At 40.4% G+C, this 26,841-nt stretch carries 28 protein-coding genes and 1 riboswitch; of the genes, 6 read left to right on the forward strand and 22 right to left on the reverse strand.

Annotated features, from left to right (window positions below; genetic code table 11):
* Positions 1 to 257 precede the first annotated feature (257 nt).
* The 3 genes from JKP71_RS08890 to gnd form a co-directional block, all read right to left on the reverse strand.
* Positions 258 to 1,673: a gluconate:H+ symporter gene (locus JKP71_RS08890; RefSeq protein WP_200407739.1), complete on the reverse strand. Its 1,416-nt coding sequence runs from the start codon at positions 1,671 to 1,673 to the stop codon at positions 258 to 260.
* A gap of 171 nt (positions 1,674 to 1,844) precedes the next feature.
* Positions 1,845 to 3,350 carry a gluconokinase gene (gntK, locus tag JKP71_RS08895; protein ID WP_200407740.1) on the reverse strand — a complete coding sequence of 502 codons (1,506 nt, stop codon included), beginning with the start codon at positions 3,348 to 3,350 and terminating at the stop codon, positions 1,845 to 1,847.
* 70 nt (positions 3,351 to 3,420) lie between these two features.
* Entirely contained in the window at positions 3,421 to 4,344 is a 924-nt protein-coding gene (gene gnd, locus JKP71_RS08900; RefSeq protein ID WP_200407776.1) for a phosphogluconate dehydrogenase (NAD(+)-dependent, decarboxylating), read from the reverse strand.
* A 202-nt stretch (positions 4,345 to 4,546) separates the two neighbouring features.
* On the opposite strand from gnd, the gene JKP71_RS08905 reads away from it, so the two are divergent.
* Together JKP71_RS08905 and JKP71_RS08910 are read left to right on the forward strand one after the other, a co-directional pair.
* On the forward strand, positions 4,547 to 5,395 hold the full coding sequence (locus tag JKP71_RS08905; protein ID WP_200407741.1) for a MurR/RpiR family transcriptional regulator: 849 nt from the start codon (positions 4,547 to 4,549) through the stop codon (positions 5,393 to 5,395).
* Positions 5,396 to 5,431: 36 nt separating this feature from the next.
* Positions 5,432 to 5,740 carry a DUF960 domain-containing protein gene (locus tag JKP71_RS08910; RefSeq protein ID WP_075525975.1) on the forward strand — a complete coding sequence of 103 codons (309 nt, stop codon included), beginning with the start codon at positions 5,432 to 5,434 and terminating at the stop codon, positions 5,738 to 5,740.
* A gap of 60 nt (positions 5,741 to 5,800) precedes the next feature.
* Here JKP71_RS08910 and JKP71_RS08915 read toward each other — a convergent pair whose 3' ends face one another.
* From JKP71_RS08915 to JKP71_RS08935, 5 genes are all read right to left on the reverse strand, one after another.
* Positions 5,801 to 6,586 carry a metallophosphoesterase gene (locus tag JKP71_RS08915; protein ID WP_200407742.1) on the reverse strand — a complete coding sequence of 262 codons (786 nt, stop codon included), beginning with the start codon at positions 6,584 to 6,586 and terminating at the stop codon, positions 5,801 to 5,803.
* Positions 6,587 to 6,744: 158 nt separating this feature from the next.
* Complete coding sequence (rpsR, locus tag JKP71_RS08920; protein ID WP_075525977.1) at positions 6,745 to 6,990, reverse strand: 30S ribosomal protein S18; 246 nt, start codon at positions 6,988 to 6,990, stop codon at positions 6,745 to 6,747.
* 43 nt (positions 6,991 to 7,033) lie between these two features.
* A complete protein-coding gene (locus tag JKP71_RS08925) occupies positions 7,034 to 7,531 on the reverse strand; it encodes a single-stranded DNA-binding protein (RefSeq protein WP_075525978.1) in 498 nt (165 codons plus the stop codon).
* A 24-nt stretch (positions 7,532 to 7,555) separates the two neighbouring features.
* Positions 7,556 to 7,849 carry a 30S ribosomal protein S6 gene (gene rpsF / locus JKP71_RS08930; RefSeq protein WP_200407743.1) on the reverse strand — a complete coding sequence of 98 codons (294 nt, stop codon included), beginning with the start codon at positions 7,847 to 7,849 and terminating at the stop codon, positions 7,556 to 7,558.
* A 235-nt stretch (positions 7,850 to 8,084) separates the two neighbouring features.
* Complete coding sequence (locus JKP71_RS08935) at positions 8,085 to 8,939, reverse strand: undecaprenyl-diphosphate phosphatase (RefSeq protein WP_200407744.1); 855 nt, start codon at positions 8,937 to 8,939, stop codon at positions 8,085 to 8,087.
* A 187-nt stretch (positions 8,940 to 9,126) separates the two neighbouring features.
* A riboswitch (Lysine riboswitch) is annotated at positions 9,127 to 9,307 on the forward strand.
* Between the two features lie 149 nt (positions 9,308 to 9,456).
* Here JKP71_RS08935 and JKP71_RS08940 point away from each other — a divergent pair.
* A complete protein-coding gene (locus JKP71_RS08940; RefSeq protein ID WP_200407745.1) occupies positions 9,457 to 10,917 on the forward strand; it encodes an amino acid permease in 1,461 nt (486 codons plus the stop codon).
* A gap of 34 nt (positions 10,918 to 10,951) precedes the next feature.
* Here the strand turns inward: JKP71_RS08940 and JKP71_RS08945 are convergent, their stop codons facing one another.
* From JKP71_RS08945 to msrC, 4 genes are all read right to left on the reverse strand, one after another.
* Positions 10,952 to 11,368, reverse strand: a complete 417-nt coding sequence (locus JKP71_RS08945; protein WP_200407746.1) for a hypothetical protein — start codon at positions 11,366 to 11,368, stop codon at positions 10,952 to 10,954.
* 270 nt (positions 11,369 to 11,638) lie between these two features.
* Complete coding sequence (gene dnaX, locus JKP71_RS08950) at positions 11,639 to 13,270, reverse strand: DNA polymerase III subunit gamma/tau (protein ID WP_200407747.1); 1,632 nt, start codon at positions 13,268 to 13,270, stop codon at positions 11,639 to 11,641.
* A gap of 80 nt (positions 13,271 to 13,350) precedes the next feature.
* Entirely contained in the window at positions 13,351 to 13,992 is a 642-nt protein-coding gene (locus JKP71_RS08955; RefSeq protein ID WP_200407748.1) for a phosphotransferase, read from the reverse strand.
* A 59-nt stretch (positions 13,993 to 14,051) separates the two neighbouring features.
* Complete coding sequence (msrC, locus tag JKP71_RS08960) at positions 14,052 to 14,540, reverse strand: free L-methionine (R)-S-oxide reductase MsrC (protein WP_200407749.1); 489 nt, start codon at positions 14,538 to 14,540, stop codon at positions 14,052 to 14,054.
* A 223-nt stretch (positions 14,541 to 14,763) separates the two neighbouring features.
* Between msrC and JKP71_RS08965 the strand changes: the two genes are divergently transcribed.
* Positions 14,764 to 15,033, forward strand: coding sequence for a chorismate mutase (locus tag JKP71_RS08965; RefSeq protein ID WP_200407750.1), 270 nt, complete (start codon positions 14,764 to 14,766; stop codon positions 15,031 to 15,033).
* A gap of 31 nt (positions 15,034 to 15,064) precedes the next feature.
* Here the strand turns inward: JKP71_RS08965 and JKP71_RS08970 are convergent, their stop codons facing one another.
* Positions 15,065 to 15,502: a hypothetical protein gene (locus JKP71_RS08970; RefSeq protein ID WP_075525987.1), complete on the reverse strand. Its 438-nt coding sequence runs from the start codon at positions 15,500 to 15,502 to the stop codon at positions 15,065 to 15,067.
* A 212-nt stretch (positions 15,503 to 15,714) separates the two neighbouring features.
* Between JKP71_RS08970 and JKP71_RS08975 the strand changes: the two genes are divergently transcribed.
* Positions 15,715 to 15,915, forward strand: a complete 201-nt coding sequence (locus JKP71_RS08975; RefSeq protein WP_075526025.1) for a hypothetical protein — start codon at positions 15,715 to 15,717, stop codon at positions 15,913 to 15,915.
* Between the two features lie 56 nt (positions 15,916 to 15,971).
* Here JKP71_RS08975 and glnA read toward each other — a convergent pair whose 3' ends face one another.
* From glnA to JKP71_RS09020, 9 genes are all read right to left on the reverse strand, one after another.
* Positions 15,972 to 17,312: a type I glutamate--ammonia ligase gene (gene glnA / locus JKP71_RS08980; protein ID WP_200407751.1), complete on the reverse strand. Its 1,341-nt coding sequence runs from the start codon at positions 17,310 to 17,312 to the stop codon at positions 15,972 to 15,974.
* 113 nt (positions 17,313 to 17,425) lie between these two features.
* Entirely contained in the window at positions 17,426 to 17,791 is a 366-nt protein-coding gene (locus tag JKP71_RS08985) for a MerR family transcriptional regulator (protein ID WP_200407752.1), read from the reverse strand.
* 99 nt (positions 17,792 to 17,890) lie between these two features.
* The gene (locus tag JKP71_RS08990; RefSeq protein ID WP_200407753.1) at positions 17,891 to 18,328 is read right to left on the reverse strand and encodes a low molecular weight protein-tyrosine-phosphatase; all 438 of its coding nucleotides are present in this window, start codon (positions 18,326 to 18,328) and stop codon (positions 17,891 to 17,893) included.
* A 135-nt stretch (positions 18,329 to 18,463) separates the two neighbouring features.
* Complete coding sequence (gene ruvB, locus JKP71_RS08995) at positions 18,464 to 19,465, reverse strand: Holliday junction branch migration DNA helicase RuvB (RefSeq protein WP_200407754.1); 1,002 nt, start codon at positions 19,463 to 19,465, stop codon at positions 18,464 to 18,466.
* A gap of 72 nt (positions 19,466 to 19,537) precedes the next feature.
* Positions 19,538 to 20,131, reverse strand: coding sequence for a Holliday junction branch migration protein RuvA (gene ruvA / locus JKP71_RS09000; protein ID WP_200407755.1), 594 nt, complete (start codon positions 20,129 to 20,131; stop codon positions 19,538 to 19,540).
* A 71-nt stretch (positions 20,132 to 20,202) separates the two neighbouring features.
* Positions 20,203 to 22,110 carry a DNA mismatch repair endonuclease MutL gene (mutL, locus tag JKP71_RS09005; RefSeq protein WP_200407756.1) on the reverse strand — a complete coding sequence of 636 codons (1,908 nt, stop codon included), beginning with the start codon at positions 22,108 to 22,110 and terminating at the stop codon, positions 20,203 to 20,205.
* Between the two features lie 80 nt (positions 22,111 to 22,190).
* Positions 22,191 to 22,949, reverse strand: coding sequence for a hypothetical protein (locus JKP71_RS09605; protein ID WP_234446128.1), 759 nt, complete (start codon positions 22,947 to 22,949; stop codon positions 22,191 to 22,193).
* A gap of 118 nt (positions 22,950 to 23,067) precedes the next feature.
* Positions 23,068 to 25,590 carry a DNA mismatch repair protein MutS gene (gene mutS / locus JKP71_RS09015; RefSeq protein ID WP_200407757.1) on the reverse strand — a complete coding sequence of 841 codons (2,523 nt, stop codon included), beginning with the start codon at positions 25,588 to 25,590 and terminating at the stop codon, positions 23,068 to 23,070.
* 91 nt (positions 25,591 to 25,681) lie between these two features.
* Complete coding sequence (locus JKP71_RS09020) at positions 25,682 to 26,083, reverse strand: YlbF family regulator (protein WP_234446129.1); 402 nt, start codon at positions 26,081 to 26,083, stop codon at positions 25,682 to 25,684.
* A 265-nt stretch (positions 26,084 to 26,348) separates the two neighbouring features.
* Here JKP71_RS09020 and JKP71_RS09025 point away from each other — a divergent pair, with 265 nt between their 5' ends.
* Positions 26,349 to 26,795, forward strand: a complete 447-nt coding sequence (locus JKP71_RS09025; protein ID WP_075525996.1) for an Hsp20/alpha crystallin family protein — start codon at positions 26,349 to 26,351, stop codon at positions 26,793 to 26,795.
* Positions 26,796 to 26,841 lie beyond the last annotated feature (46 nt).

Here is a 26,841-nt window from a genome sequence, read left to right on the forward strand (position 1 = left end):
GATTTTTGATGTATTGCTACATCACATGAGTCATTCTTCTTTATTCAGTTTTCAATGGTCTAGCTCGCTTCAAGACCCTCGTCTCTCGCGACAACTATTATATTCTATCAAACCTAACTCCCCTTGTCAAGAATAAACTGTGGCTTTTCCCCCTTTTTTCCTCCCTCGTTCGCTTTTTACGAACATTCTGGTAGCGCTTTATCCCATGGTGTCACTCGTTGTATCCTCAAAAAAATAAGTCAAAATTGACTTATTTTTTAATGAATCCATACACTCATCAACATCACCATCCCTAACCCTACTACAGCAATAATTGTTTCTAAGACCGTCCACGTTTTGAGCGTTTGTTTTACATCAAGATCGAAATATTCTTTAAACATCCAAAAACCCGCATCATTGACATGCGATGCTGCAATGGATCCCGCCCCAATAGCAAGGACCATCAATGCCGCAGTATTTGGGGAGGCGGAAGCAAGCATCGGTTGAACTAAACCTGCGGCAGTAAGAGCTGCAACCGTTGCAGAACCTAAAGCCACACGTAAAATAACAGTGATTATCCACGCAAGAAGCAATGGCGATAAGGGTGAATCTTTGAAAATTTCTGCAATCTGACCAGAAATACCCCCGTCTATTAGAATTTGTTTTAATGCTGCACCTCCTCCTATTACTAGAAGAAGCATAGCGATAGATTTTACAGACTCGACAAGAGTATTCATGATTTCAGTATTTTTTTTGCGTTGCATCCACCCCATTGTCACGAGAGCAAAAAGTAATGAGAGAATCATTGCAGAGACCGGATTTCCCAGAAACATCATGATATTTTCGAGTAAGCTGGATGGATAAGTGGTCGTTGTGACCACTTTCCCCGCTTTTATAACATTTGTTGTAGTAGCAACAATTGGCTTTCCTTCGTTTGCGACAATTGAGTGTACCGTACTGATTGCCATTAAAATTACTGGCATCAGTGCAGTTAAAATAGAAATCCCAAAACTAGGTGTATCCTTAAGCTCCCACTCTTTAATTTCCCCGAAAGCAGAAAGTTTCTTTTTAACAACAAACGCCTCAGGGACCCATTTGCGAGCGATTTTTGTAAAGACAGGTCCTGCAATAATCACAGTGGGTATAGCTGCAATAATTCCATAGATAAGAACAGTCCCAGGATTAGCTCCTAATACACCTGCGATTGCAATAGGAGCAGGATGAGGAGGAAGAAAACCATGTGTTACCGATAGACCAGCAGCCATGGGAATTCCTAAATAAATTAGGGGAACTGAAGCCTCAAGTGCTACGGCAAAAACAATAGGAATCAGAAGTACCATGCCTACTTCAAAGAAGAGTGCAATCCCGATAATAAAACTAGCAACCATGATAGCCCACTGGATTCTCTTTTTCCCAAAACGATTAATTAACGTTTTCGCTATACGGTAGGCCCCTCCTGCATCAGCAATAAGTCGTCCAAGCATCGCACCAAAACCAAATACAATCGCAAGCTCACCGAGAGAACCTCCAATCCCGTTTTGAATGGAAACAGGAATTTGTCCTAAAGGCATTCCCAAGCCTAAACCGACAAGGACTGAAACAATAATCAGTGACACAAAAGTGTTGAGTTTGAATTTTATTATAAGTAATAAGAGGATGAGGACTCCGATAAAAAGAACAAGTAAATCAAGCATTATTTTTTCCTTTCAGGGACGACTGGAAGCACAAATTCATCTATGTTTACGCTTTCAGCACGTGCTATTTTTTTACTCAATGCTAAAGAACTGAATGTTATAGTGGTTCTCGCATTGAGTAATAAAAAATAAGTTTAGTAAAGTCTATATTCTTTGGCTCTCAGGAACGTTTTAATCTTCAAAACGCCTTTGAAAGTTAGAAATGTTTTGATATTCGGCGGTAAGAGCACGAGATAATCGAATAAATATAGGTGCAAGTTCACGATAAATCTCAAAGTGTTCCACTTGTGGCTCGTAGGAACGATTTGTTCCCACCATCTCTTCAATCACCTCTAGATTATCTACTATTCCTAAGGCTTTTTCAGCCATAATCACAGCTCCTAGGCACCCTGCTTCACGGCTTTCAGGAACATTTATTGGTTGTTCAAAAATATCTGCCAGGATTTGTGTCCATAGTTCAGAGCTCGTGAAACCTCCCGTTGCTTGAATCATATTCAAGTTTCCCACTACTTCAATCAGACTCAGGGCAACCATATAAAGGTTAAAGACCACGCCTTCTAAAACACTACGTGTCATCTGACTTCGGTTATGGCCATAATTGAGGCCAAAGAAGGAACCTCTTGCATTAGCATCCCATAAAGGAGCACGCTCTCCACCGAGATAAGGATGAAAAAGAAGCCCATCAGCTCCTGGAGCTACTTTTGAAGCTAGAGCTGTAATTTCATCATAGCTTAACTTACCATCGAAGATTTGGTCACGCGCCCAACGAAATACATCTCCCCCCGAGTTGACTGGCCCCCCCACGACCCAATGATCCCGGTCTAAAGCATATGTAAAAGTTCTTCCTTTTTCATCAGTTTTTGGTTGATCTGTTACTACACGAATCGCTCCTGAGGTCCCAATGGTGATGGCAGCGACACCAGGTTTGATAGCATTGACTCCCAAATTTGAGAGTGGCCCATCTGCAGCACCCCACACAAATTTTGTATCTTCTTGAATACCCATTTTTTTTGCAAACTCATGGGGCATCCCTTGTTCAATCGTATAAGGTTCTACTACTTCTGGAAGTTGGGCTTTTGTAAGTTGAGTTAGTGCTAATGCTTTTTCTTCCCAGTCAAGTTTAAAAATATTGAATAAACCTGTTCCTGTGACAGTTGAAAGATCAATTTTATTGGTGGCAAAGAGGCGATAAAAGATATAGCCCTTCAAGTCTAAATAGTGTGCCGCACGCTGATAAATGTTATTTTTCTCTTCCCTTAGCCAAATCAGTTTAGACAGTGGGGCCATGGGGTGAAGCGGAGTCCCTGTGCGTTTATAAATTTCAAATCCTTCGGCACTATTTTTTATTTGCTCTGTATACTTCACTGCTCGAGTATCAGCCCATGTGATGACACGAGTTAGAGGCTGCCAATTTTCATCAAAAGCAATCAAGGAATGCATTTGAGTGCTAAATGAGACCGCCAAAAGCTCATCTTCCTCTGCTAGATTAAAGGAAACTTCTCGAATTGTGACGAGGACAGCTTCAAAAATATCTTCAAGTGCCTCCTCAGCCATGCCACTGGCATCACGATAGAGCGGATACGCTTGACTACTACTTGCTACAATTTTTCCATTTTTTTCAAATAATACGGCTTTTGTGGCGGTAGTACCAAGGTCTACGCCAATGAGATATTCCATAATTGCTCCCTTTCTTCTATAATATTATAGCAGTTTCATCTCTAGTAAGCACTGACCAGCCCGTCAGTAACTATTTATGAGCCAAATCATGTCCACCAAAGCCATTACGCAAAGCTGCTACGACTTTTCCCGTCATCGTATCACTTTGTAATGAACGGTTCCGCATCATCAATGATAGGGCGATGATTGGTGCTGGTACTTCTAAATCAAGACTTTCTTCCACGGTCCATTTTCCTTCTCCTGAAGCCTGTACCTGCCCTAAAATTTCGTCTAATTTAGGATCTTTGGCAAATTGTTCTTCTGCCAGTTCCATCAGCCAACTGCGTATCACTGATCCATTATTCCAAAGTTTGGCTACGGCCTCATAATCATAATCATAAGGAGAAGCTTCTAAAATTTCAAATCCTTCGGCAATAGCTTGCATCATCCCATATTCTATTCCATTATGGATCATTTTAAGATAGTGTCCACTACCAAGTGGCCCCGTATAAAGATAACCATTTTTTTGAGCCAATGCTTCAAAAAGTGGCTCGATTTTTGGCCAAGTTTCCTTGTCTCCTCCAATCATAAAATTTCCACCATGCCGTGCACCAGACATCCCACCAGAAGTTCCAACATCAAAAAATTTTATCCCTTTTTCTGCTAAGTGTTTATTTTGCTCCAAATTATCTTTATAGTTTGAATTTCCCCCGTCGATCAAAATATCACCAGCAGAGAGCATATTTGAGAGCGTCGCTATTGTTGAATTAGTCGGCGTACCCGCTGGCACCATCACCCAAACTATTCTCTGGCTTCTTTCAAGCTCTGAATTTACTGACAGCTCTGTCAGTAGCTGTTCCAGTGTGTCAACCAGTGTAATTTTAGAAGAATAGGCTGCCATTTCTTGACGCGCTGTACGATTCAGATCATAGGCGACCACTTCTATGTCATGGTCCACAGCATTCTTTACTAAATTTTTCCCCATTTTTCCAAGCCCAATCATCGCAAATTTCATCATTATTCCTCCAATGTTATCGTTTTCATAACTCTTGTTTTAATTATAGGAAATTTATTTTCATTTGTCAATAATATTTTTTGTAAAACTTTTTCTGATTTGTCTAAAAATTCATAATACACTTCGTTTTTGTTAAGAAGACGTCTCTAAATTTTGGCCCCCTTTTATGGTATAATGTAATCAAATTAGAAGGAGGCGTGTTATGGCGCGTACGCTCATTGGCCGTATCAAAAGTTATTATGATAACCTCAGCAAATCTGATCAAGCAATCTCAGATTACCTGATTGCTAATATCGACAGCGCTGCAATGCTCTCGATACAAGATTTTGCTAAAGCGACTCATGTCTCAACAGCAACTATCTCAAGATTCTCAAAAAAAATTGGTTTCAATTCATTCCAAGAACTGAAACTCGCCATCCACGCAACCGATGCTGGTGGAACTGATGAATTTTTTAGTGAACTTTCTCCAACAGATAACTACAAAGAAATCTTAACCAAAAATTTTAACGGTAATATCTCTTCACTTAGCTCAACATTAAATCTTGTGACAGAACATCAGCTCAATCAAACCATGCAGCTCTTACTTAATGCTGAAACGTGTGGTTTTTTCGGCCTAGGAGGATCAAACGCTGTTGCGCTGATTGCTTATCATAAGTTTTTAAGAATGCCTTTGAATACAGTCTACCATCAAGATTTTCACTTTCAACAGATGCAAGCTGCTAAACTCACTTCAAAGGACTGCGCTTTTGTTATTTCGCATACAGGAAAAAATAAAGACACCATGCATCTTTTAGAGATCTTAAAAGAACGTGGAGTGCCGGTGATTGCAATCACCTCTTTTGCAAGTTCTCCACTTGCCAAAGCCGCTGATGTCGCACTGATTTCTATTTCAGAGGAAATTTCATTTCGACCTGAAGCGGTAGCCTCCACAGTTTCACAGATTAGTTTGTTGGACGCTCTTTTTATGATGTATGGCATGCGGATGAAGGATGATTCTAAAAATACCATTTCCAATATTCGTCAGGTTATCCGAGACTCCCGGCTCTCCTAAGCTATTTTTATATCAACTCAGAAAGGATGTGATATTTTGGCATTTTCTAACACTAGACGTCGTTATGCAAGTTTTGATACTGTTTCTTCTATTCCAGGTGAAGTCATTGATGCATTTTGGTACATCATCGACCATCACCTTAAAGGTGTTTTCCCTATGGAAAACGTGATTCATTTTGATTTACTCAATTCCCAAGGGCTTTTATCCATCCGCTTTTCACAGGAAAATAGCCCAACGACACTCTTGATTGATTTCGATTATCCTTTTAATCCCTCTTGGCCAAGGGAGTTCCGTGCAGTAGACAACATGGGACGAGAAACCATTATGACGGCCCGAGAAATGTAAGAAGGATTTAAATTTACTAAGAAACACTCAAAAAAAGCCAGTGGGTAGCAACTGGCTTTTTTAAAGTTCATAATATACAATCTCAGGCTTTACTCCAAAACGAATCGGTAAAAAGGTCAATCCAATCCCACAATTTACATAGAGTTTTGTTCGAGCGTTTAAGGGATAAAGACCACTATCAGCACTGCTAGAACCTTTATTGCGCAACCGCCAGTTTCCCAGCCGAATCTGTCCGCCATGGCTATGCCCTGATAAAATCAAATCAAATTGCTCAACCGTCTGCATTTCTAAAACAGTATCAGGTTCATGTAAAGCTAAAATTGAAAAGTCAGCATCAAGAGGTGCCAGTTGAAAATCAGGTTGTCCCTCGCGCCAATCATCAACCCCTGCAATTGCAATTTTCTTTTGATCAACCTCACGTGCAATACTCTCATTTTTAAGCACTATAAAACCCGCTTTAGTTAAGAGTTCTTCTACAAATAGAGAAGACTTTTCTTCATCAAAATCATGATTTCCAAGCACCGCAAACTTACCTAAAGGAGCTGTGAGTGCTGATAACATGGTCAGTAAGTTCTCCCAGTTTTTGTGACGAGCCCAAGTGACCTTATCAAACAAATCACCCGAGAAAATAATCATATCTGGTTGTCGCTTAGCGATATCTTCTGCAAATTTTTTAAAACGCCGAGCACTGGTATGCCAGGTAAAATGTGTATCCGTAAAATGAGCAATGGTCAACTTTTGTTGCTCAGCTATCTTGATGTGACGCACCTGCATTAAATGCGGCTCCACAAAAACACCATAACCCAGTAACATCAGACCTAACGCTCCGATTATCAATCCAATCATTTGTCCATTCTACCATATTTTATGCCACAAAAAAATAGTAACTCTCAAAAAGTACTCTGACCGCCCTGTCAGCTGCACCTTTTTTACTGATTTTTACTGACGATAACGTCAGTAAAAGCTAACAAAAAAGACTGCTTTTGCAGTCTTTTTTAAATGTATTAGTTTTCGTCAGAAGCTACGAATGGAAGCAAAGCCATTACGCGCGCGCGTTTGATAGCTGTAACCACTTTACGTTGGTTTTTAGCTGAAGTACCAGTCACGCGACGTGGCAAGATTTTTCCACGTTCTGAGATAAAACGTTTCAAAAGTTCAGTATCTTTGTAGTCAACGACTTCGATTTTGTTAGCAGCGATGAAGTCAACTTTTTTACGGCGTTTGAAGCCGCCACGACGTTGTTGTGCCATTTTATTTCTCCTTATATTATTTTTTAAGATGTCCTGTTAAAGACTAGAATGGAAGATCATCATCCGAAATTTCCATTGGTGAGCCACCAAATGGATCAGCATCACGTCCGAAATTCGGAGTAGCGGTATTATTATTCGTTTGTGGTCGAGAATTAGTTGTAGATTGGCTTGGTGCAGAATATGAACCAGTAGAAGTTCCACCGCCCATACCTTCACGAGCCGAACGACTTTCCAACATTTGGAAACTATCAGCCACAACTTCCGTCACATAAACCCGTTGGCCTTGTTGATTTTCATAATTGCGCGTTTGGATACGACCAGTTACTCCGATCAATGCTCCTTTTTTAGCCCAATTTGCTAAATTTTCAGCTTGTTGGCGCCAGATCACACAGTTAATAAAATCAGCCTCACGTTCGCCATTTGCGTTCTTAAATTGACGATTAACCGCCAATGAGAAAGTAGCAACAGCTTGATTTTGTGGGGTATAACGAAGTTCAGGATCGCGTGTAATGCGTCCCACTAATACTACATTGTTAATCATGATGAACTTCTCCTATAAAGCTAATTAAGCTTCAACTTTAACGATCATATGACGAAGAATGTCAAGATTGATCTTAGCAAGACGGTCAAATTCGCTCAACGCTTCTGAAGTTGTTTCAGCTTCAAAAGTTGCGATGTGGTAGAGACCTTCGCGGAAATCATTGATTTCGTAAGCAAGTTTGCGTTTTTCCCAGTCTTTAGACTCAAGATTTACAGCACCGTTGTCAGTCAAGATAGTATCGAAACGTTCAACGAGGGTAGCTTTTGCTTCTTCATCAATGTTTGGACGAATAATATAAAGAATTTCGTATTTAGTCATTGATTTTTCCTCCTTTTGGACTAATGACGCAGGTTGAGGCCCGCGTAAGTTGTGAGTTTTTCCCACAGAAAGCTATTATAGCAAAACTTCGATCATTTTGCAAGCAAATTTTTACTGACAGAGTGGTCAGTAACGTTTAACGCGTCATGCTGATTGTTGGACTTTCATTCAGCTTTTTTAATCTAACTTTTCATTCGAAAAATACCGCTCCATAGGATCGGTAAACTTCTTTATCTTAACCCAACATAGCTTTGAGGCCTGCATAAATTAGCAATATCACACCCAATACAATCCGGTATTTACCAAAGAAAGTAAAATCATGTTTTTTCACATAATCCATCAAGAACTTAATAGCAACCATCGAAACACCAAAGGCTACCACACAGGCAACCAATAAAACGCCAAATTGCTCGAAGGTAAGAACATTTCCTCCCTTGATGAAGCCCACAATTTTTACAAAGCTGGCACCAAACATGACAGGAATACCTAAAAAGAAAGTAAATTCCGCAGCCACTGCTCGACTGACCCCAATTAACAAAGCCCCTACAATCGTAGCACCAGAACGCGAAGTTCCTGGTAAAAGAGAAAGCACTTGAAAAAGACCAATGTACAAGGCAAATTTATAAGGTAACCGATCAATATTAACGACTGAGAACTGATGGTTCGGCACCCAGCGTCGCTCAATCACGATAAACGCCACCCCATAAATAATCAGCATGAACGCCACGGGTACAAAGTGGTAAAAATGTGCATCAAGCCAGTCATTCAAAGGCAAGCCAATGATGGCCGCTGGTAACGCAGCAATTAAAACTTTCAACCACAAACGCCAAGTCAACTGTATCTCACGTGGTGTTTTTTGTTTATCTTTCGGATTTAGTTGATTAAAAGGATTAAGTTTATGAAAGTATAAAACTACAACAGACAAAATTGCTCCGAGTTGAATCACCACATCAAACATTTCCTTGAAAGCTGCAGATTGATTCAAGCGAATGAACTCGTCTGCAATTATTAAATGTCCCGTCGATGAAATAGGTAACCATTCTGTAATCCCTTCAATAATCCCTAAAATTATTGCACGAATAAAATCCATATTTTGCTCCTAGAATTGCTCAGTCAAACACTGAATATTTTGCTGTTCAAATTTTTTATTGAACAGACTTACTTCATAAGTATACCATAAAAAAAGGCGAACAAAACCTAAGAAGGGCAAGTGCTTACAAAGCTTTCATCTTCTTATTCTTGACAACCTCTATAAAATACGCTAAAATTACACGTAACACATCGATAGAGGTCGCAACCGATAAGAATCTATGCCGAGTTGGAGCACAACAAAGACACATAGAAAGAGGAGAGGTTGCCGAAGAGGTTTTGTTGCTCAGCAAAATCTTTGGGCTAGTGAGGAATACTCACTAGACTGTCGCACATGGTCACTGACCATAGCGGGGGGCTATTCGTTCAGAAAATTTCAAAATTTTTTCGTACGTTTAGCAATCTACTAGAAGATTGCTTTTTTTGTTTTTATCTAAAAAGTGAGCTGAACTTAACAGGAGCAACTCAGAAGATAATAAACACCTCGATGTAGAATAAATTTTATTAGGGAGAGAATTTTGGAAAATTCTTCAAACAATGAGTCGCACGTACAACGCGGCTTAAAATCACGACACGTTTCAATGATTGCCCTAGGCGGGACAATCGGTACAGGTTTATTTTTGACTTCTGGAGATGTCATTCATACCGCTGGACCTTTCGGCGCCCTTACAGCTTACATCCTTATCGGAGCCATGGTTTACTTTTTGATGACTTCCCTAGGAGAAATGGCAACTTACCTTCCTACATCAGGTTCTTTTTCTGATTATGGAACGCGCTATGTGGATCCCGCTTTTGGTTTTGCTCTAGGGTGGAACTATTGGCTTAATTGGGCGATTACTGTTGCAGTAGACCTCACCGCCGTAGCTCTTTGTATGAAATTCTGGTTACCTGACGTTCCAAGTTGGATTTTCTCTCTTATCGCTTTAGTAGTTGTCTTTTCTATTAACGCTTTGTCGGTAAAAACTTTCGGTGAGACGGAGTACTGGCTGTCAGCAATCAAAATCACGGTAGTTGTACTCTTCTTGATTATTGGTTTCTTATCAATTTTTAATATTATGGGCGGCCATATTGACGTTGCCAAAAATCTTTCCGTAGGAAATCATGGTTTTGTCGGAGGTTTAGGAAGCTTTACGACTGGTGGAGGGATTCTTGGCGTCTTGCTAGTAGCTGGGTTCTCTTTCCAAGGTACTGAGTTGCTCGGAATCACAGCTGGTGAAGCCGAAAATCCCGAAAAATCAATTCCTAAAGCCATGAATTCTATCTTCTGGCGTATCCTTGTTTTTTATATCTTGTCTATTTTTGTTATGGCAGCTATTATACCTTTTACTGACCCACATTTAGTCGGAGGAGACTCTGCTGCCCAAAGCCCCTTCACCATTGTTTTTGAACGGGTGGGACTTTCTATCGCTGCCAGTGTAATGAATGCGGTTGTTTTAACCTCTGTAGTATCGGCAGCCAACTCTGGGATGTATGCTTCTACACGGATGCTTTACTCCCTTGCAAAAGATGGAGGGGCTCCAAAAATCTTTTCCAAAACTTCTAAAAACGGAATTCCCTTTATCGCTTTGTTGGCTACGACGGCCGTGGCTCTATTGACTTTCTTAACTTCTATTTATGGTGTGAGCTTCTTTACTTTCCTCGTATCTGCCTCAGGGTTAACAGGTTTCATCGCTTGGATCGGTATTGCAATCAGTCATTTCCGTTTCCGGCGCGCTTATGTTGCTCAAGGAAAAGATACGAAAGCCCTCCCTTACCACGCTAAATTGTTCCCATTTGGCCCTCTCTTAGCTTTATTGATGACTATTTTAGTCACGCTTGGGCAAGACCCGATGTTACTCTTTGGTTCAACATGGGTTCAAGGAGTTGTCATGTATGCAGCAATTCCTCTATTCTTTATCTTATACTTTGGCTATAAAATTAAAAATAAAACAAAACTCATTCCACTAAAAGAAGTTGATTTGAGTCGCCACAAAGACTAAAAAAATAAAAAGACCACTCAAACGAGTGGTCTTTTTATTTCGATATTTTCGTTAAATCGCGCTTAAATTTCTTCTCAGAATAAACTTCAAGTGCACCTGTCGACGTCCGCACCAGATATTCTCCAAGATGCCCAAAAGCGGGAATTCGGAATTGATTAACTATTAGCAGAATACTTTCAGGATAGGCATTGCCCATTTTATTGGGGGAAATATAAAGTCCCGTCCACTCAAGGCTTTCAACTTCTTGAGCAAATTCTCCCTGCTGCGCAGGACCTGTCTTTCCCATCCCTTGCTTTTGTAGCTGTTGCTTTTCTTTAAGAGTGAGTGCAAATTGTCCACTCCAAGAAAGTTGCTTTTTTTGAAAAGCTTCCAAGACCCAGGCTTCCTTTGACGGTTGAGTTAAACTGATTTGCCAATAATCAATCTCCGTATTACCAAGTTTTGCTTTCATCGCCTTCTCCTCTCTGATGTCACAAAATCCTATCACGCAATAGCCACCAACAGGGCTAAATTATAAAAGTAGAGAAGCCGCTAAGAAAATACAAAACCCTAAAAAATCTTTTCACTTTTTGAAAAATTATTAGCCAATTGGCTTACTGCTTTAGCAGCCCTCTTTTACTAGAAAACACCGAAGAAAAAGCGCTTTCTTTAACGTTATTATAGCACTAAAAAATAAAAATACAATCCTAAAATTGCATTTTTATTGCTGCTATAACAAATATTAATCATTAATTTCAATGACTTTCTCACCAAAAAGTGATTTTGCAAGATCTAGCCCTTCGTCTTTTGAAGGTTGTTCCTCCTCTAAGGGTTCTGTCTTTTCGGATTTGAGGTTTGCGACATATTCTGCCCGGACTTCTTGCCATTCTTGCTCAGCAAGGGCAATGATTTCAGGAGAAAAACCAACGATAGAACTTAAGAGATTTCCACAAAAGAGTTGCAAATCAGTATTTTCACTTACCCGTTTAGCTAAGTTTTCATGCGGGAAGGTCACAACTACAAAATGATCAGATGCTGCCACAGGAGCGGTGTTATTAAGTAAGGCTCGCTCAGCCGGTTTACTGATAGAAGCAACAAGCTCTGGCCAGGCTGCAAGTACAGCTTTACGCGCCTCATTTGTTGCTTCTGCTAAGGCTTTATAGATCAAATCTTTATTAGGTCCTGATTTTTTAGGAACAGTTGAAGGCGTCGGACGATCAGATGATGAAGGCGTTGAAGAAGGTAGCTTACCTTCTGCTAAGCGCGCTTTAAGCTGGTTAATTTCCACTTTCAACTCAGCCACTTCTAGACTCAATTGAGAAGATTCGACAGCATTTTCCGTCACAGCTGTTTTTTCTGCCAAACGCACGGTCATCACATCTGCAGCAATTTTTGCTTGAGTTGTTTCTTTGATTGTTTTTAAACTTTCAATCGCAATGTCAATCCAGCTAAAAATCTGCTGACGTGACACAGAAAGTGTGGATTGATCCGCCAAAAGCAAATCCCTAAAATAAGCGAGCAAGTCCTCGGTAAACCGAAGCATATTTTTTCCTTCAGAAAAGCTCTTAGATAGTTCCTCCAATGCAGCTGTTTCATCATTTTCTGAAAGAGCTTGAACATAGTTGACTAAAGCTTCTTCTGCAATAGATCCTGTCACTAGTAAAGCGTCTTGCTCCTCAAGTTTACCTGCTGAAAAAGAGAGGGCTTGGTCCAAAAGAGAGAGGGCATCGCGCATTCCACCTTCGGCAGACTTTGCTAATACTTCAAGTGCTTTGGGTTCAAATTCAACTTGTTCGTCTGCCAAAATTTTTGCTAAATAATCACGAATCGCCGCAGTGGTAATCGACTTAAAGGCAAAGCGTTGCACCCGCGAAATGATGGTGGCAGGTATTTTTTGTAACTCTGTGGTTGCAAGAACGAAGACAACATTTTCTGTCGGTTCTTCCAAGGTCTTTAACAAAGCGTTAAAGGCTCCAGTAGACAACATATGTACCTCGTCGATAATGTAAACCTTATAAGTTGCCTGACTGGCGGCATAAGTAGACTTATCCCGTATTTCCCGTATTTCATCTACTCCATTATTTGAAGCAGCATCTAATTCAATTACATCATCAAGGGTCCCTTTTGTGATCGCCTCACAAATAAAACAATTATTACAAGGTTCTCCATCCACTTGATTTGGACAATTGATTGCTTTGGCAAAGATTTTTGCCGCAGAAGTCTTACCCGTTCCACGGGGTCCACTAAAGAGATAGGCGTGCGAAATCTGATGATTAATGATTGCATTCTTCAGTGTAGTCGCTACAACTTCCTGTCCGACCATCTCATCAAACCTTTGACTTCTATATTTTCGATAAAGTGCTTGGTATGCCATATTTTCCTTCTATTTTGGGTGGTATGCTTAAATCTTTTTTAACTCAAAAGAGCTGACAGCTCGGTCAGCAAAATTTCTTATTAATACATATCTTGAGCGATGGTATAATTTAAATCTTTCAATATTTCAGTTGAAGCATCGCGAGACTGGATCAAAAGATCAATATCTTGTGATTGATAATTTTTCAAGGCTGTTCGTAAAGCAAACATTCTTGCACGATCAATGGTTTGCGTATCCGTGTCAGCAGCACTGAAAAAGATTTTACGCGCTTTTTCGTCAAAAAGTGTCCAAGCGATGGCCAAATCACAAGCAGGATCACCACTGACCGCTTGATCAGTAGCTTTTACACCAGTAAGCTTCCCATCTGTCACGCTAAGATTTTCTGGCCAAAAGCGCCCCAAGACCCAGACTGGTTTTTTCTGCCATTTTGTTTTGGCCGCTCGTGTGAATTGTTCTTGAAGAAGTTCTGCTGGAACAATTTTTTGATACTGGGTGAGGAGTTCTGTAAATTCCGCTTCAAAGAAAATCAAATCTTGTCCTGCAGAAGCATTCTCAAAGCTTGGGGCTGGGGCTGTCTCAAGTGGTAAGCGGTGAAGCTGATATAAAAAATTGCCAAGTTCACGTGCAAACTCACGCGGTTCTCCAAGATTAGCAGGTGTGACCTTTGCTCCACCCTGACTTCCAAACTTATCAGCAATAAATTTTTCAACTACTTTACTCATTTTTCTCTCCTTAGCCTCTTCAAATTTACATCCTTTTCACAGTCTTTTGAACTATTTTATCAACCAACAGGGAAAAATTCAAAATCTGTACATTCACATAAAATACGACTGAATTCTTCAAGATATTTTTGATCTATCGCATCATAAGCACCAATTTCTGAGCTATCTAAGTCCAAAACACCCATTAAATGTCCATTTTTAACAAGAGGAACCACGATTTCAGACATGGCTCGTCCATCACATGAAATATAATTTTTATGGGTTTTGACATTATCAACGATTACCGTCTCGCGATTTTCTGCTGCTTCACCACACACTCCTTTTCCTAATTCAATCTCAACGCAGGAGACTGAGCCTTGAAAGGGGCCTAAAATCAACTTCTCACCATTGTAGATGTAAAAGCCCGTGTAAACCTGTTTTGGCAAAAAGTTCCAGAGCAAACTGCTCGCATTGGCCAAGTTAGAAATTGTATAATTTTGCTCGCTCAATAGTCCCTTGAGTTGCAAATTAAGCATTTCGTAACCTTCTATTTTTTCTTCTTTATTCATTATATTCACTTCTTTTCTTCATTAGCTTCGTGCCTTTTCTAGATAAAAACTCTGGCAACAGTAAACCAATTATAACATTTTTCTTTTATTTTTTTGATACATTTTTTAAAAGTGGTCATTAAAAAAACTGGTGAATGCCTCGGCAGTCGTCTGACAAATTTTTTGAGTCTAAACCTGGAGTTAGAGCTATCTACAACTCAAGTATTTTGTTATAATAAAACACATGAATTTAGAAGAACTTCGAAACCAAATCGACCAAGTTGATCAAGATATTATCCAACTCCTAGAAAAAAGAATGACGATTGTCCAAAAAATCAGTGAAGTAAAAGAGGCTCAGGGACATAATATTCTTGACTCCACTCGTGAACAGGAAGTTTTAAATCGGGCTCAACAGGCCATTAAAACTCCCGCTTATCAGGAAACGATTTTACAAACCTACCAAGATATTATGAAAAACTCTCGCGAATACCAGAGTAAAGCTCGCCTTAAATAAAAAAGTTACTGACCGATTGGTCAGTAACTTTTTATAAGTTGAATTCATCAGTCAAACTATCTTTCAACATCATATATTCTAACTGAGGCAGATCAAGTAAAACCACCTTACTAGAAGCCAGTAGATTGTTTTCCTTTAACGTATAGAGGAAACTTTTAATCTCTGTTGTGCCCAGATACAGACACTCTAGGAAGATAATATGATAAGGAGCCGACATCTGTTCAAGAGAAGCATCAATATCCTCTTGCGTGAGTGCCACATCAATATCTACACGACCTACTACTGTTAAGTCTTCATCCTCTGCCTTTAGTTCTGCCGCTAAGTCTTTAAAAATGCCGGTCGCCATTTTTGAACCCCCAGAGACAGCATCTTGCATTTCAGCATAAGCCCCACGGTCAATCATGGCTACAGTTGCAATTTCACCTGGTTCTAACGTTTTTAATGATTCTTTTAGCTCATTTAAATCCATTCTTATTTTTGCAAATCAAACCCTTCGGTCATAAAAGCGTCGATTCGGCTTCCTTTCTTCTTTTTCTCTTCTCCCTTAAGTTTACACTGCCAGAGCCTTTTTTTCAAAGAATCTGGCTTTTTTTGACGACATTTCTCTCAAGAGCGTATAATTTCACAATATATTTCTGCTTTGTTATAATGAAATTAGAAGAAAATGAAAGGATAAGTCCTATGAAATTTAAATTTAAAGGAATTGCTTCTTATGAAGAACCTGTTAACAATTATGTGGGAGCCGTTAAGAACCTTTCGGCAGTAAAAGAATTTGGTAGTTTCCAAGAAGCTATTGATTATGTCGCTGATCATAAAGGCTTTTTAATGTCTGAAGATGGTAAGTCAGCTTTTAACGTCTTGACGATTAGTGAGATCGAGTAAAAAAGAAAGCTAAAAAAGCACAAACAGGATTACCTGTTTGTGCTTTTAATTTTATATTAGTAGAGTTCTAAGTAATTATCAATTTCCCATTGCGATACGAATTGTGCATAGCTTGCCCATTCGATACGTTTTGCTTCAACAAAATTAACCAAAACGTGTTCGCCTAGCGCTTCTGTGACAATCTCATCTTCGCGCAAGGCCTTCACCGCATTGTGCAATGTTGAAGGTAAATCAGTAATGCCGTGTGCTTTACGTTCTTCTTCTGTCATCACATAAATATTTGACTCAATAGCTTCTGGCGCTTCCATTTTATTCTCAACACCGTCAAGACCAGCTGCTAATAGAACAGCCAAGGCAAGGTATGGATTTGCTGTTGGGTCAACCGCACGAAGTTCAACACGAGTTGACAAACCACGTGAAGCAGGTACGCGAATCAAAGGTGATCGGTTACGACCAGCCCAAGCGACATAAACGGGTGCTTCATAACCAGGAACCAAACGTTTATATGAGTTAACAGTTGGGTTTGTAATGGCTGTAAAGTTATAAGCATGTTTCAAGAGACCGGCAATAAAGCTATGGGCAACATCTGAAAGTCCCATATCACCTGTTGGATCCGCAAAGGCATTGGCACCATCTTCTGTAAATAAAGACATGTTACAGTGCATCCCAGAACCGTTGATTCCGTGAACGGGTTTTGCCATAAACGTTGCATGTAAACCATGTTTACGCGCAATTGTTTTAACAACAAGTTTAAAAATTTGAATATTATCACATGCCTTCAAAGCATTAGTATATTTAAAATCAATTTCATGTTGACCGATTGCTACTTCGTGGTGAGAAGCTTCAACTTCAAAACCAAGGTCTGTCAACACGTTGACGATTTCACGTCTTGTGTTTCCAGCAAGGTCGGTTGGTGCAAGGTCAAAATAACCACCTTTATCATTCACTTCAAGTGTAGGTTCATCATTTTCGTTAAGTTTGAAAAGGAAGAACTCGGGCTCAGGTCCAAGATTAAAGTTTTTAAAGCCTAATTTTTCCATTGCTTTCAAATTACGTTTCAAAACACCACGTGGGTCACCTGCAAATGGTTCTCCTTCAGCAGTGTAAACATCACAAATTACACCGGCAACCTTGCCATATTCATCCCCCCAAGGAAATACTATCCAAGTGTCAAGATCTGGATAAAGGTACATATCTGATTCATTGATGCGCACAAAGCCTTCGATCGATGAACCATCAAACATCATTTTATTTTCAAACAATTTGTCCAATTGTTCATCTGTCGCTGGAACTTCTACATTTTTGAGTGTTCCCAAGATATCAGTAAACATCAAGCGTAAAAATTTGATGTCTTTTTCTTTAACGTCACGACGAATGTCTGCTGCTGTGATTACCATTAGTGTGTTCTCCTATGGGGTGAAGTCGGATCTCCCAAGCTTCCTGTAAAGCTTGAAGACCTTCTCGTTTTGCAATGCCCTGTAAAGAAAGTTGACGCAGTTGTCACCCTCCTTTACATGCGGGGCTGGGTAAAATGAGTCGGATCAGGCGTACCAAATCGCCCTTGTTGGGCAAATTCGCGTTCAAGTGCATGGTGAACTTCGCTAATTGAGAGCGTTTGACCTTTTTTCGCATCTCTCTTGGCATAGATTTCTTTAATATCTGCAATATTATTGCCTTCATGCAATAAATCTGCGATATCAAAGAGAGCATCAATGTCATTAAGTGAGTACATCCGACGATTACCGTCGTTGCGCTCTGGAAAAATCAATTCTTGCTCTTCATAATATCGAATCTGCCGTGCACTTAAATCAGTGAGTTTCATGACAGTCCCAATCGGAAGAACTGCCATAGAGCGTCTTAATTCACGTTCTTTCACTAAGTATCGCCTCCATGTTTTTCATTATAGACCTTGTTTTGGACAATGTCAAGGGTTAATGTGAGATTATCTCACATCAGCATCATTTGTGCAGAATTTTCATTCTTTTTTAGCCAAAATTTTCTGGCAGCCTTTACTGACCAAGCGGTAAGTTTCTTCAAAATCTCCCGTATACCAAGGATCGGGTACATCTTCTTCGAGCAACATTTTAATTTTATATTGCAAGTCAGCCGGAGCCATTTTTTTCAAATCTCGAACGTTAGAGTGATCCATCGCAATAATCTGGTCAAATGCTGAAAAATCTTCCAAACTTATCTTTTGACTTGTTTTTTCCTTATCAAATGGAATCTTTTCTTGCTTTAAGAGAAGTTGCGTGCCGGAATGGATCGGATTACCATGTTCCCAAGAGGAAGTGGCACGACTTTCGATATGATACTTTGTTTGAAGGCCTGCTTTTGTTAGTTCATTTTTCATAACAAACTCTGCCATTGGACTCCGACAAATATTTCCCAGACAGACAAAAACAATTTTTTCCATACACTCTCCTTTGTTCTTCTTAGTCACCCACGCAAGTGTGTCTTACCTTCTATTATACCTTATTTCTTTTAAGAATACAGAACCCTTCTGAAAGGCAAAGTAAAAATCACTGACAGCTTGGTCAGTGATTTAATTTCATTTTTCATCTTGATAGGGATAACCCAAATGCTCATAAGCTCTTCTTGTTGCCTGACGTCCTTGTTTCGTACGCATCAAAAATCCCTTTTGTATCAAGTAGGGCTCATACATATCTTCTACAGTTTCACGATCCTCAGCAATATTAACCGCTAGAGTGCCTAAACCGACTGGCCCCCCATGATACATCTCAATCATGGTTTTCAAAATTTTCTGGTCGATATAATCAAGCCCAGCACTGTCTACATCAAGTATTGTCAAAGCCTTATCGGTGATGGCTTTATCAACACGACCATCCCCCATGATTTGAGCAAAGTCACGCACCCTCTTCAACAGGCGATTGGCAATACGCGGGGTGCCACGACTCCTTAACGCAATCTCCAAGGCCGCCCCTTCAACCACTTCGACTTCAAAAATATCTGCTGTACGCTTAACGATTTCTTCCAAATCTTCTTCTTGATAGTATTCCATATGGGCTGATATTCCAAAGCGTGCACGCAAAGGATTAGAAAGCATCCCTGCCCTTGTAGTTGCCCCGACTAAAGTGAAGGGCGGAAGCTCCAAGTGGACCGAGCGCGACCCATCTCCTGCGCCTAGCATAATATCAATGTAAAAGTCTTCCATGGCACTATATAAGATTTCCTCAACTTGCATAGGCATGCGGTGGATTTCATCAATAAAAAGAACATCTCCTGGTTCCAATTCATTCAAAATTGCTACCAAATCACCTGGCTTTTCAATCGCTGGTCCAGCCGTTTGCTTGATGTTAACCCCCAGCTCATTGGCAATAACAAAAGCCATCGTCGTCTTCCCTAAACCAGGAGGACCAAAGAGCAAGACATGATCCAGCACCTCTTCTCTCATTTTAGCTGCTTTGATAAAAATTTCTAGCTGTTCTTTAACTTTATTTTGACCAATATATTGATTGAAGTACTGAGGGCGAAGAGATTTCTCCAACCCAACCTCATCCTCCATTGGTTCCTTATTTAAAATATCATTCATCTTATGTTTATTATAGCAAGTTATTCTGACAAAGGCGATAAAAAGCTTATGAAAAACAACAATAAGAACTTATTACTTCATCATTAATTTCAAAGCCGCTTTGATATAAGCTTCGCTGGTCATGACGCCTTCTTGAGCAAGTTTCTTCTCAATCTTCTTCAATTCGGTTACCTTGTAACCAAGCGCTTGTAAGGCTTCCATTGCCTCTTCAAGTGCCAGATTACCTGTAGAATCGTTATCAAGCAAAGAGAGTCCCACGGCCTCATTGGCTTCAAATTTACCAGCTAAATCGAGGACCATTTGCATTGCCGTCTTTTTACCGACTCCCGGGAATTTTGTCAGATACTTGATGTCGCTATTATCTATTGCGTTTATCAACCCTTCATTATCACTTGCCGCAATAATGGCGAGGGCAGACTTTGGTCCAATACCCGATACGCTAATCAGGCGCAAAAAAAGCAATTTTTCAGCTTCGTTGACAAAACCATACAGCGTATGTGCATCTTCCCTAATCACCTGATGAACAAAAATCTTGACTTCGGTCTGCAATAAACTTGACCAAGCATAGGGATTAGCAACGCTAACAAGGTAGCCAACTCCTCCCAAATCCACTACAATATTGGTGGGGGAGATTTTAACGAGTTTTCCATTTAGATATTCAAACATATTTTATTTTTCTCATTTATTTTAATATTAAAAGTTACTGACAGCTCTGTCATTAACTTTTTAAGGGACACTTACTCAAAATCTTTCCAGCTTGCAGCTTTGGAGCGATGCGTTTCCTGAATACGCCGAAACATTTTTTGAACATCGTCTGTTGAAAAGTGGACGATAGTAGGGCGGCCGTGGGCGCAACTGTACGGATTTTGACACTTTGCCAAGTCACTTAATAAAGCACGGGCCGACACGGCATCTAACGGATGATTGGCCTTAATTGAACTTTTACAAGCCACCATCGCTGCAAGATCGTGCCGGTACTTCTTCAACGAAAAATCCTGGTGAGAGATGAGAATTGCCATCATCTCATTAATCGTTTCTTCCAGCTCGTTTTCTTTTAGCCAGACCGGATGTTCCCGGAGAATAAATTGTTGTTCCCCATAAGTTTCTAAATAAATCCCTGCTTCGTGCAAAATAGCCTTGTGTTCATCAACGAGTAAAAATTCATTTTTAGGTAAAGTAAAGAGGTAGGGGGCGAGCAAGACTTGTTGCTCCATGCTAACCTCTCCAATCTTATCGCGCCAATACTCATACTTTATGCGTTCTTGAGCTGCATGCTGATCGACAAGATAGAGCCCTTCAGGGGCTTGACAAAGCAGATAGGTCGCATGAAGTTGCGCTAAATAATCGAGTTGAGGAAATTGGGCGCTGCTTTGTGAAGTGGCAACCGACGCCACTTGTTCATTGCTTTCCTCCTCCCTTGCTAACGTATCGGACCCTTGATCGACTGATAAAGAAGGACTGACCACTTGGTCAGTGAGATTGGTGTCAACTTTTGGCTTAGCAACAAAGGTAGCTTCCTCATTCACATAGAAATCCTGCCGAATCTTATCATAATGAAGTGGCACATTCTGTAAAGGAAGTTCCGTTTGAATCGCCGATGAGCTTGGAGTTTGTTTTTTCTGCCCTTGCAAATTATCTAGAGCTTCAGGGATAAGCACACCTTGCGAAAGTGCGGCATCAATTGCCCCTGTGATCAATCGCATCAATTCACGCTCTTTAGACAAACGAACTTCCTGCTTCGTCGGATGAACATTCACGTCAGCCAGATGAGGATCAATTTGAATGGACAAAACAGCAATCGGAAAGCGTCCCACCATTAAGCGATTGCCATAGCCTTCTAAAATTGCTCGATTCAATAAGAAGTTTTTTATAAAACGACCATTAATCAGGAGAGTAATATAATTGCGATTGGCTCGACTTAACTCTGGTAGGCTCACATATCCCGTTAGCTCAAAATCCAAGTCTGCTCCCTGAATCTGCCTCATTTTTTTGGCTGTGGCTATACCATAGATGGAGGCAATTACTTGGCGTAAATCTCCATTGCCGGCAGTTTTTAAATATTCACGTCCTTCATTAATTAAAGTAAAGGAAATCTCAGGATGTGCCAAACTCAAACGGTTGAGGATATCAGTGATATGAGACAATTCTGCTTGAAGTGATTTAATGTATTTAAGGCGTGCAGGTGTATTATAAAAAAGATCTGCCACTACAATTTTTGTACCAACTCTTTGAGCAAGAGGTTCAATACTTTCAATTACACCTCCCTTAGCAAACAACTTCGTTCCCGCATTTTCCTTAGCATGACTGGTTTCTAGGGTTAGCAGACTGACCGAAGCGATGGACGGAAGTGCCTCTCCTCGGAAACCAAGCGTCCGTATCCGAAATAAGTCCGACGCTGTTTTAATTTTACTAGTGGCGTGACGACGTAAAGCCAATGCTACGTCCTCTTTTTCCAAACCCGATCCGTTATCTGTTACCTCAATCTTTTTGAGCCCTGCTTCTTCAATGCTCACAATGATTTTGGTGCTACCAGCATCAATTGAATTTTCTACTAATTCTTTGACCACACTGGCTGGACGTTCTACAACCTCACCAGCCGCGATTTGGTTGGCGAGTGCTTCATTTAGTTCTACAATTTTTCCCACAAAATCCTCGCTCTCTTCCTACATGAAAATTAATACTAATTATAACACAAAAAGCGGTCGTCCCGCTTTTGATTTTTTACTCAATAGTTGCTAAAGCTATTGTAATTTTGATTAAATTGATCTTCAATAAAATGCATGTTATTGAAAATGACCATCGCTATAACAGAAAAGAGAAGAATTACTAAAAGCAAGGCAGCAATCCCAACGATGAAAGCAATTAAACCTGCACGGTTCCAACCATCCATAATTTTCCGAAATTCCTCTTCATCACGGTAGTGATTGCTTCTGTTCTCAAGTGCCCATTTTTCTCCATTAAAGCCATACACAATCATCCAAACAATAGCAAAAATCCAACCAATCCAAGGAATCAGACCGATAAGAATTAGCAAACCAAGATAGGCCCGATTCGCAATCCCAAACCACATGGTAAAAGAGAAAGCACCCCAGTTCCACTTAGGTTTAATGCCTGTATTTGCGAATGCTGAAGAATTGGGCAGATCCGCATAAGGAACTGCTTGAGTAGTGGCAGTATCTTGTGCGGTTCCTCGCTCTTCACTTTGCTTCTGCGAAATGAATGGTTCCACAGTTTCAGGCTGGGTCGTTACAGGTCGGTCAGGCATGATTTCTGGTTGGGGGTTCGGTACCTCGGGGATTGTCTGGGGTTGGGGCACTTCCGGACCTGGAGCCGGTTCAGGTTTTGGATGAGGAATCTCTGGCTCAGGGCTAACTTCTGGGGCTTCTGGGGACGGAACGAGCGTTGGCTCTGGAACTGGCATTTCAGGACCTACTTCTGGCTCTTTAGGTGTGTTATCAGGGTGCTGTGGGTTTTCTTTTTCCATACTGTACCTCCTTAGGTGCTCTGCAGTGAAACGTGGGCTTTATGCTTATTATAACCTTTTTCTCTCCTTATTTTAACAATTCAAGCTGGGATTTCAAAATTATACGTGCAATCTCCCCTCACAAAGCATCCTTTAACTCCCATAAGAAGTTTAGAGCCTCCCGTGCGGTCATATTATCTACATTCAGGTCTTTAAGTTTATCGATGATTTCCGAATAATTTTCATCGATGTCAAAAAGGCTAAGTTGTTCCTCTTGCGCTTCTACTTTTTTTGCAGGTAAAGGTTTATTTTCCAATTTTTGGAGAATTAAATCAGCACGCTCAAGCAAATCACTAGGAAGCCCTGCAATTTTAGCAACATGAATCCCATAAGATTTATCAGCTGGCCCTTCTGTAATTTTATGCAAGAAGGTGACATTACCATTTTGTTCCAAGGTGGCGACGTGGACATTATCCAGATGTTCCAAGGTCTGATCCAGTTCTGTGAGTTCATGGTAATGTGTTGCAAAAAGCGTTTTTGCCCCAATATGCTCATGCACATACTCGATAATTGCTTGGGCGAGGGCCATCCCATCATAGGTTGCCGTTCCGCGCCCCAATTCATCAAAAATAATCAAGCTTCGACTTGTCGCCTTCTGAATCGCATGATTGGCCTCTGACATTTCGACCATAAATGTTGACTCACCGGAAATCAAATTATCACTTGCGCCGATACGAGTGAAGATGGCATCAAAAATAGGAAGAGCCGCACTTTCGGCAGGCACAAAAGAACCAATTTGAGCCATGATGACCGTTAAAGCAAATTGACGCATATAAGTTGACTTCCCAGACATATTAGGCCCTGTGATCAATTGAATATCCGTTTGTTCTGGTAGTGCGATGTCATTCGGCACATATTCTTGAGCACCCATGACCGCTTCAACGACAGCGTGACGGCCAGCTTTTATCTCAACGTGTCTAGAATTTTCAGTGAGAACAGGCCGGACATAGCCTTGCTTTTCAGCAACGACGGCGAGACTTTGTAGGCAATCTATTTCAGCAATGGTCTTAGCTAAAGCTTGGAGCCTCGAGATATACTGCTCTGTTTGATCCCTCACACTCATAAAGAGTTCGTATTCAAGTATGCTAGATTTCTCCCGAGCTTCTAACATAATTTCTTCGATTTCCGTTAACTCTTGTGAGCCGAAGCGCTCAGAATTTTTAAGCGTTGCTTTACGGAAAAAATGCTCAGGTACGCTATCCAGTTGGCTCTGAGTGATGTGAAAATAGTAGCCATCTTTGCGATTATAATCAATCCGTAAAGTGGAAATCCCCGTACGTGCTTTTTCAGTAGCCTCTAACTGAGCAATCCAAGAGGTGCCATTTTCTAAGGCTTCCCGGTATTTATCTAATTGAGGATGATAACCCGTTTTAATGATACCACCCTCGGTAATGGTTCGAGAAGCTTCTTCACTGATTGACTGATGGATTAAATCCGCAAGCTCTGGAAGGGCATCTAAACGTTCTATAAGTTGCTTCATCTGTTCTTGTGGTAGCAACTCCAAGATATTTTTTATTGCAGGAACATTCGATAACGAATGTGCAAGCTGTAAAAAATCAACGGGGAGAGCTTTCCCAAATGATACACGCGAAGCTAAACGTTCTAAATCATAGACCCCTTTTAGTGCTTCAATCAAATCGGAACGTTCAAAGAAATGATCCAAAAAGAGCTGTACGATTGCCATCCGTTTAGTTATGGCTACTTCAGAAATCAAAGGGCGCTCAATCCATGTGCGTAACATTCTGGTTCCCATGGCCGTCTTCGTCTCATCTAATAACCAATAGAGCGTGCCATGCTTTTTATTTTCTCGTTTATTCACTGTCAACTCCAGAGAAGTTTTAGTGGCAAAATCCATCTGCAAAAAGTCTTTAATCTCGTAATGCTCAACCTCTTGTAAATGGCTCAAGTCTCTCATTTGTGTACGCTTGACGTAAGCTAACAGCTTCAAAGCTACCCGTTCTTCAATGGCAGAGAGGTCCCCCTGCTCCATCTGGAGTGTTTCAGGTAGGTCAAGTTGCTCCGAAAGCAGCAAATTCATTTGCTTATCCAAAATCTTTTTCTGGGACTCATCTAATAAAAATCCGATGACCACTTCACGCGCTTTGAGTGAGGCAATTTCTCCCACTACTGCAGAAAAATCTTGCAAGACCGTTACCTTAAATTCGCCTGTGGACAAATCCATATATGACAGTGCAAAATGCTGTGCTTGTTGCTCAATAGCAACTAGGAAATTATTGTCCACAGCATTCGCATGATCAATCGTTGTACCAGGTGTGATGACCTGTGTCACAGCACGTTTCACGATTCCTACCGCTTTTTTAGGGTCCTCCATTTGCTCCGCCACTGCTACTTTGTAACCCAAATTAACGAGTTTATCGATGTATTCAGTTGCGGCGTGATGAGGGACGCCTGCCATTGGTATGGGCTGTGCAGAATTCTTATTGCGAGAGGTCAGCGTCAGCTCTAAGATTTGCGCGGCATTAACTGCATCCTCATAGAAAAGTTCATAAAAATCGCCCATCCGAAAGAGCAAAAAAGCATCTGGATAATCTTTTTTGATATCCAAGTACTGTTGCATTCCTGGTGATATTTTCTCAGCCATTTCTCTCTCTTTTCTCGTTATTTTTCACTGACCAAGTGGTCAGTAATTGCTTTATAAGTTTTTATTACTGACAGGCTGGTCAGTAAGCACTTTACTCATCCGTTTTTAAAAGACTATTCACTTTTTCCTCAATTTGACCGGTTACATACTGAACTAAATCATTAACATTTTCCAATTTCATCGCATAATCTTCCACGATAGGATGATGTTTAATTTTTTTTTCCAGCTTTTGTGCCGCCTGAGCAGTCTCTTTATAAGCCTGATTTTTTCCTATTTTTTGGTAGAGGGTGGCCTCTTTTTGTAATTGTTTCATTTCTTCTTGGGTTTCAAAAAGTTCCTTCTCAGCCATCAAATGGGTTTCTGCTTTTTGAAAGTCCTGAACATAGTCTAACGTTTTTATTTTATGGACCAGACGCTCTACCTGACGGTCATATACCTGCTTAATATCCGTCAGCTCTGACGATGGCTTTATCTCTTTTTTCCTATTCATCATTAAATCCTCATGACTTCTCCGCTTAATTATAACATTTTTTGACCAATCCATCAGTAGCCTTATGATAAAGGAATTAGCACTCTCTGTATCGAAGTGCTAATTTTTGAGCTTTTTTCTTGAAAGTTTGACCAATACTGACTATAATAGAAGTGTAGGGTTAAGAGATAACCCAAAGGATAACTGGAGTTTCACCCCAACAAAACACTAATCGTACTGCTTTTTTGGCGGTAGAACTCCCATCTTTATTATTAGAGGAGGTATTACAATGTCAAACGATTTGATGAACAATCAAAACAATTGGATGGATTTTGGAGATGATTTCTTTAATCATTTCGGTCGAAATTTCTTCAAAAATGGCTTTAGTTTTCCTGCTTCTAACCGTCAAATGACGATGAAAACAGATGTTTCCGAATCAGATACGGCTTACAGCGTCAAAATTGATTTGCCTGGCTTAAAGAAAGAAAATATTGCGATAGAATACGAGAACGGTATACTGAGTGTATCTGGTAAACAAGAAAAAGCCAATGAAGAAAAGAATGAGGATGGTGAAATCATCCACAGCGAACGCTACTATGGCTCTTATAGTCGTTCTTACCATTTGCCAAATGTTGAGCGCGATCACATCACAGCCAAGTATGACGGTGGTGTCCTGACGCTCAACTTACCAAAATCGTCCTCCACACAAAGCGCGCATCGGATTGAGATTCAATGATGACGTCTTTTAAATGAAAAAGTTACTGACAGAGCTGTCAGTAACT

Origin of the sequence: Lactococcus taiwanensis (assembly GCF_014905395.1) — a bacterium.
Classification (GTDB): Bacteria; Bacillota; Bacilli; order Lactobacillales; family Streptococcaceae; genus Lactococcus; species Lactococcus taiwanensis.

Bases quoted from the DNA above. Each gene is read 5' to 3' on its own strand.
- ruvB (WP_200407754.1), bottom strand. From the start codon at position 19,465: ATGAATGATATTTTAAATAAGGAACCAATGGAGGATGAGGTTGGGTTG.
- mutS (WP_200407757.1), bottom strand. From the start codon at position 25,590: ATGGCTGAGAAAATATCACCAGGAATGCAACAGTACTTGGATATCAAA.
- msrC (WP_200407749.1), bottom strand. From the start codon at position 14,540: ATGAATAAAGAAGAAAAAATAGAAGGTTACGAAATGCTTAATTTGCAA.
- JKP71_RS08905 (WP_200407741.1), top strand. From the start codon at position 4,547: ATGGCGCGTACGCTCATTGGCCGTATCAAAAGTTATTATGATAACCTC.
- JKP71_RS08915 (WP_200407742.1), bottom strand. From the start codon at position 6,586: ATGATTGGATTGATAATCGGAGCGTTAGGTCTGATGTTACTGGGTTAT.
- JKP71_RS08990 (WP_200407753.1), bottom strand. From the start codon at position 18,328: ATGGAAAAAATTGTTTTTGTCTGTCTGGGAAATATTTGTCGGAGTCCA.
- gntK (WP_200407740.1), bottom strand. From the start codon at position 3,350: ATGGAATATCTCATTGGCGTAGACCTTGGTACTACCGCCACAAAAGCC.
- JKP71_RS08965 (WP_200407750.1), top strand. From the start codon at position 14,764: ATGAATTTAGAAGAACTTCGAAACCAAATCGACCAAGTTGATCAAGAT.
- JKP71_RS09605 (WP_234446128.1), bottom strand. From the start codon at position 22,949: ATGGAAAAAGAAAACCCACAGCACCCTGATAACACACCTAAAGAGCCA.
- rpsR (WP_075525977.1), bottom strand. From the start codon at position 6,990: ATGGCACAACAACGTCGTGGCGGCTTCAAACGCCGTAAAAAAGTTGAC.
- JKP71_RS09020 (WP_234446129.1), bottom strand. From the start codon at position 26,083: ATGATGAATAGGAAAAAAGAGATAAAGCCATCGTCAGAGCTGACGGAT.
- gnd (WP_200407776.1), bottom strand. From the start codon at position 4,344: ATGAAATTTGCGATGATTGGGCTTGGAAAAATGGGGAAAAATTTAGTA.
- JKP71_RS09025 (WP_075525996.1), top strand. From the start codon at position 26,349: ATGTCAAACGATTTGATGAACAATCAAAACAATTGGATGGATTTTGGA.
- glnA (WP_200407751.1), bottom strand. From the start codon at position 17,312: ATGGTAATCACAGCAGCAGACATTCGTCGTGACGTTAAAGAAAAAGAC.
- ruvA (WP_200407755.1), bottom strand. From the start codon at position 20,131: ATGTTTGAATATCTAAATGGAAAACTCGTTAAAATCTCCCCCACCAAT.
- JKP71_RS08945 (WP_200407746.1), bottom strand. From the start codon at position 11,368: ATGAAAGCAAAACTTGGTAATACGGAGATTGATTATTGGCAAATCAGT.
- JKP71_RS08975 (WP_075526025.1), top strand. From the start codon at position 15,715: ATGAAATTTAAATTTAAAGGAATTGCTTCTTATGAAGAACCTGTTAAC.
- JKP71_RS08955 (WP_200407748.1), bottom strand. From the start codon at position 13,992: ATGAGTAAAGTAGTTGAAAAATTTATTGCTGATAAGTTTGGAAGTCAG.
- JKP71_RS08890 (WP_200407739.1), bottom strand. From the start codon at position 1,673: ATGCTTGATTTACTTGTTCTTTTTATCGGAGTCCTCATCCTCTTATTA.
- JKP71_RS08970 (WP_075525987.1), bottom strand. From the start codon at position 15,502: ATGGATTTAAATGAGCTAAAAGAATCATTAAAAACGTTAGAACCAGGT.
- JKP71_RS08935 (WP_200407744.1), bottom strand. From the start codon at position 8,939: ATGGATTTTATTCGTGCAATAATTTTAGGGATTATTGAAGGGATTACA.
- dnaX (WP_200407747.1), bottom strand. From the start codon at position 13,270: ATGGCATACCAAGCACTTTATCGAAAATATAGAAGTCAAAGGTTTGAT.
- JKP71_RS08925 (WP_075525978.1), bottom strand. From the start codon at position 7,531: ATGATTAACAATGTAGTATTAGTGGGACGCATTACACGCGATCCTGAA.
- rpsF (WP_200407743.1), bottom strand. From the start codon at position 7,849: ATGACTAAATACGAAATTCTTTATATTATTCGTCCAAACATTGATGAA.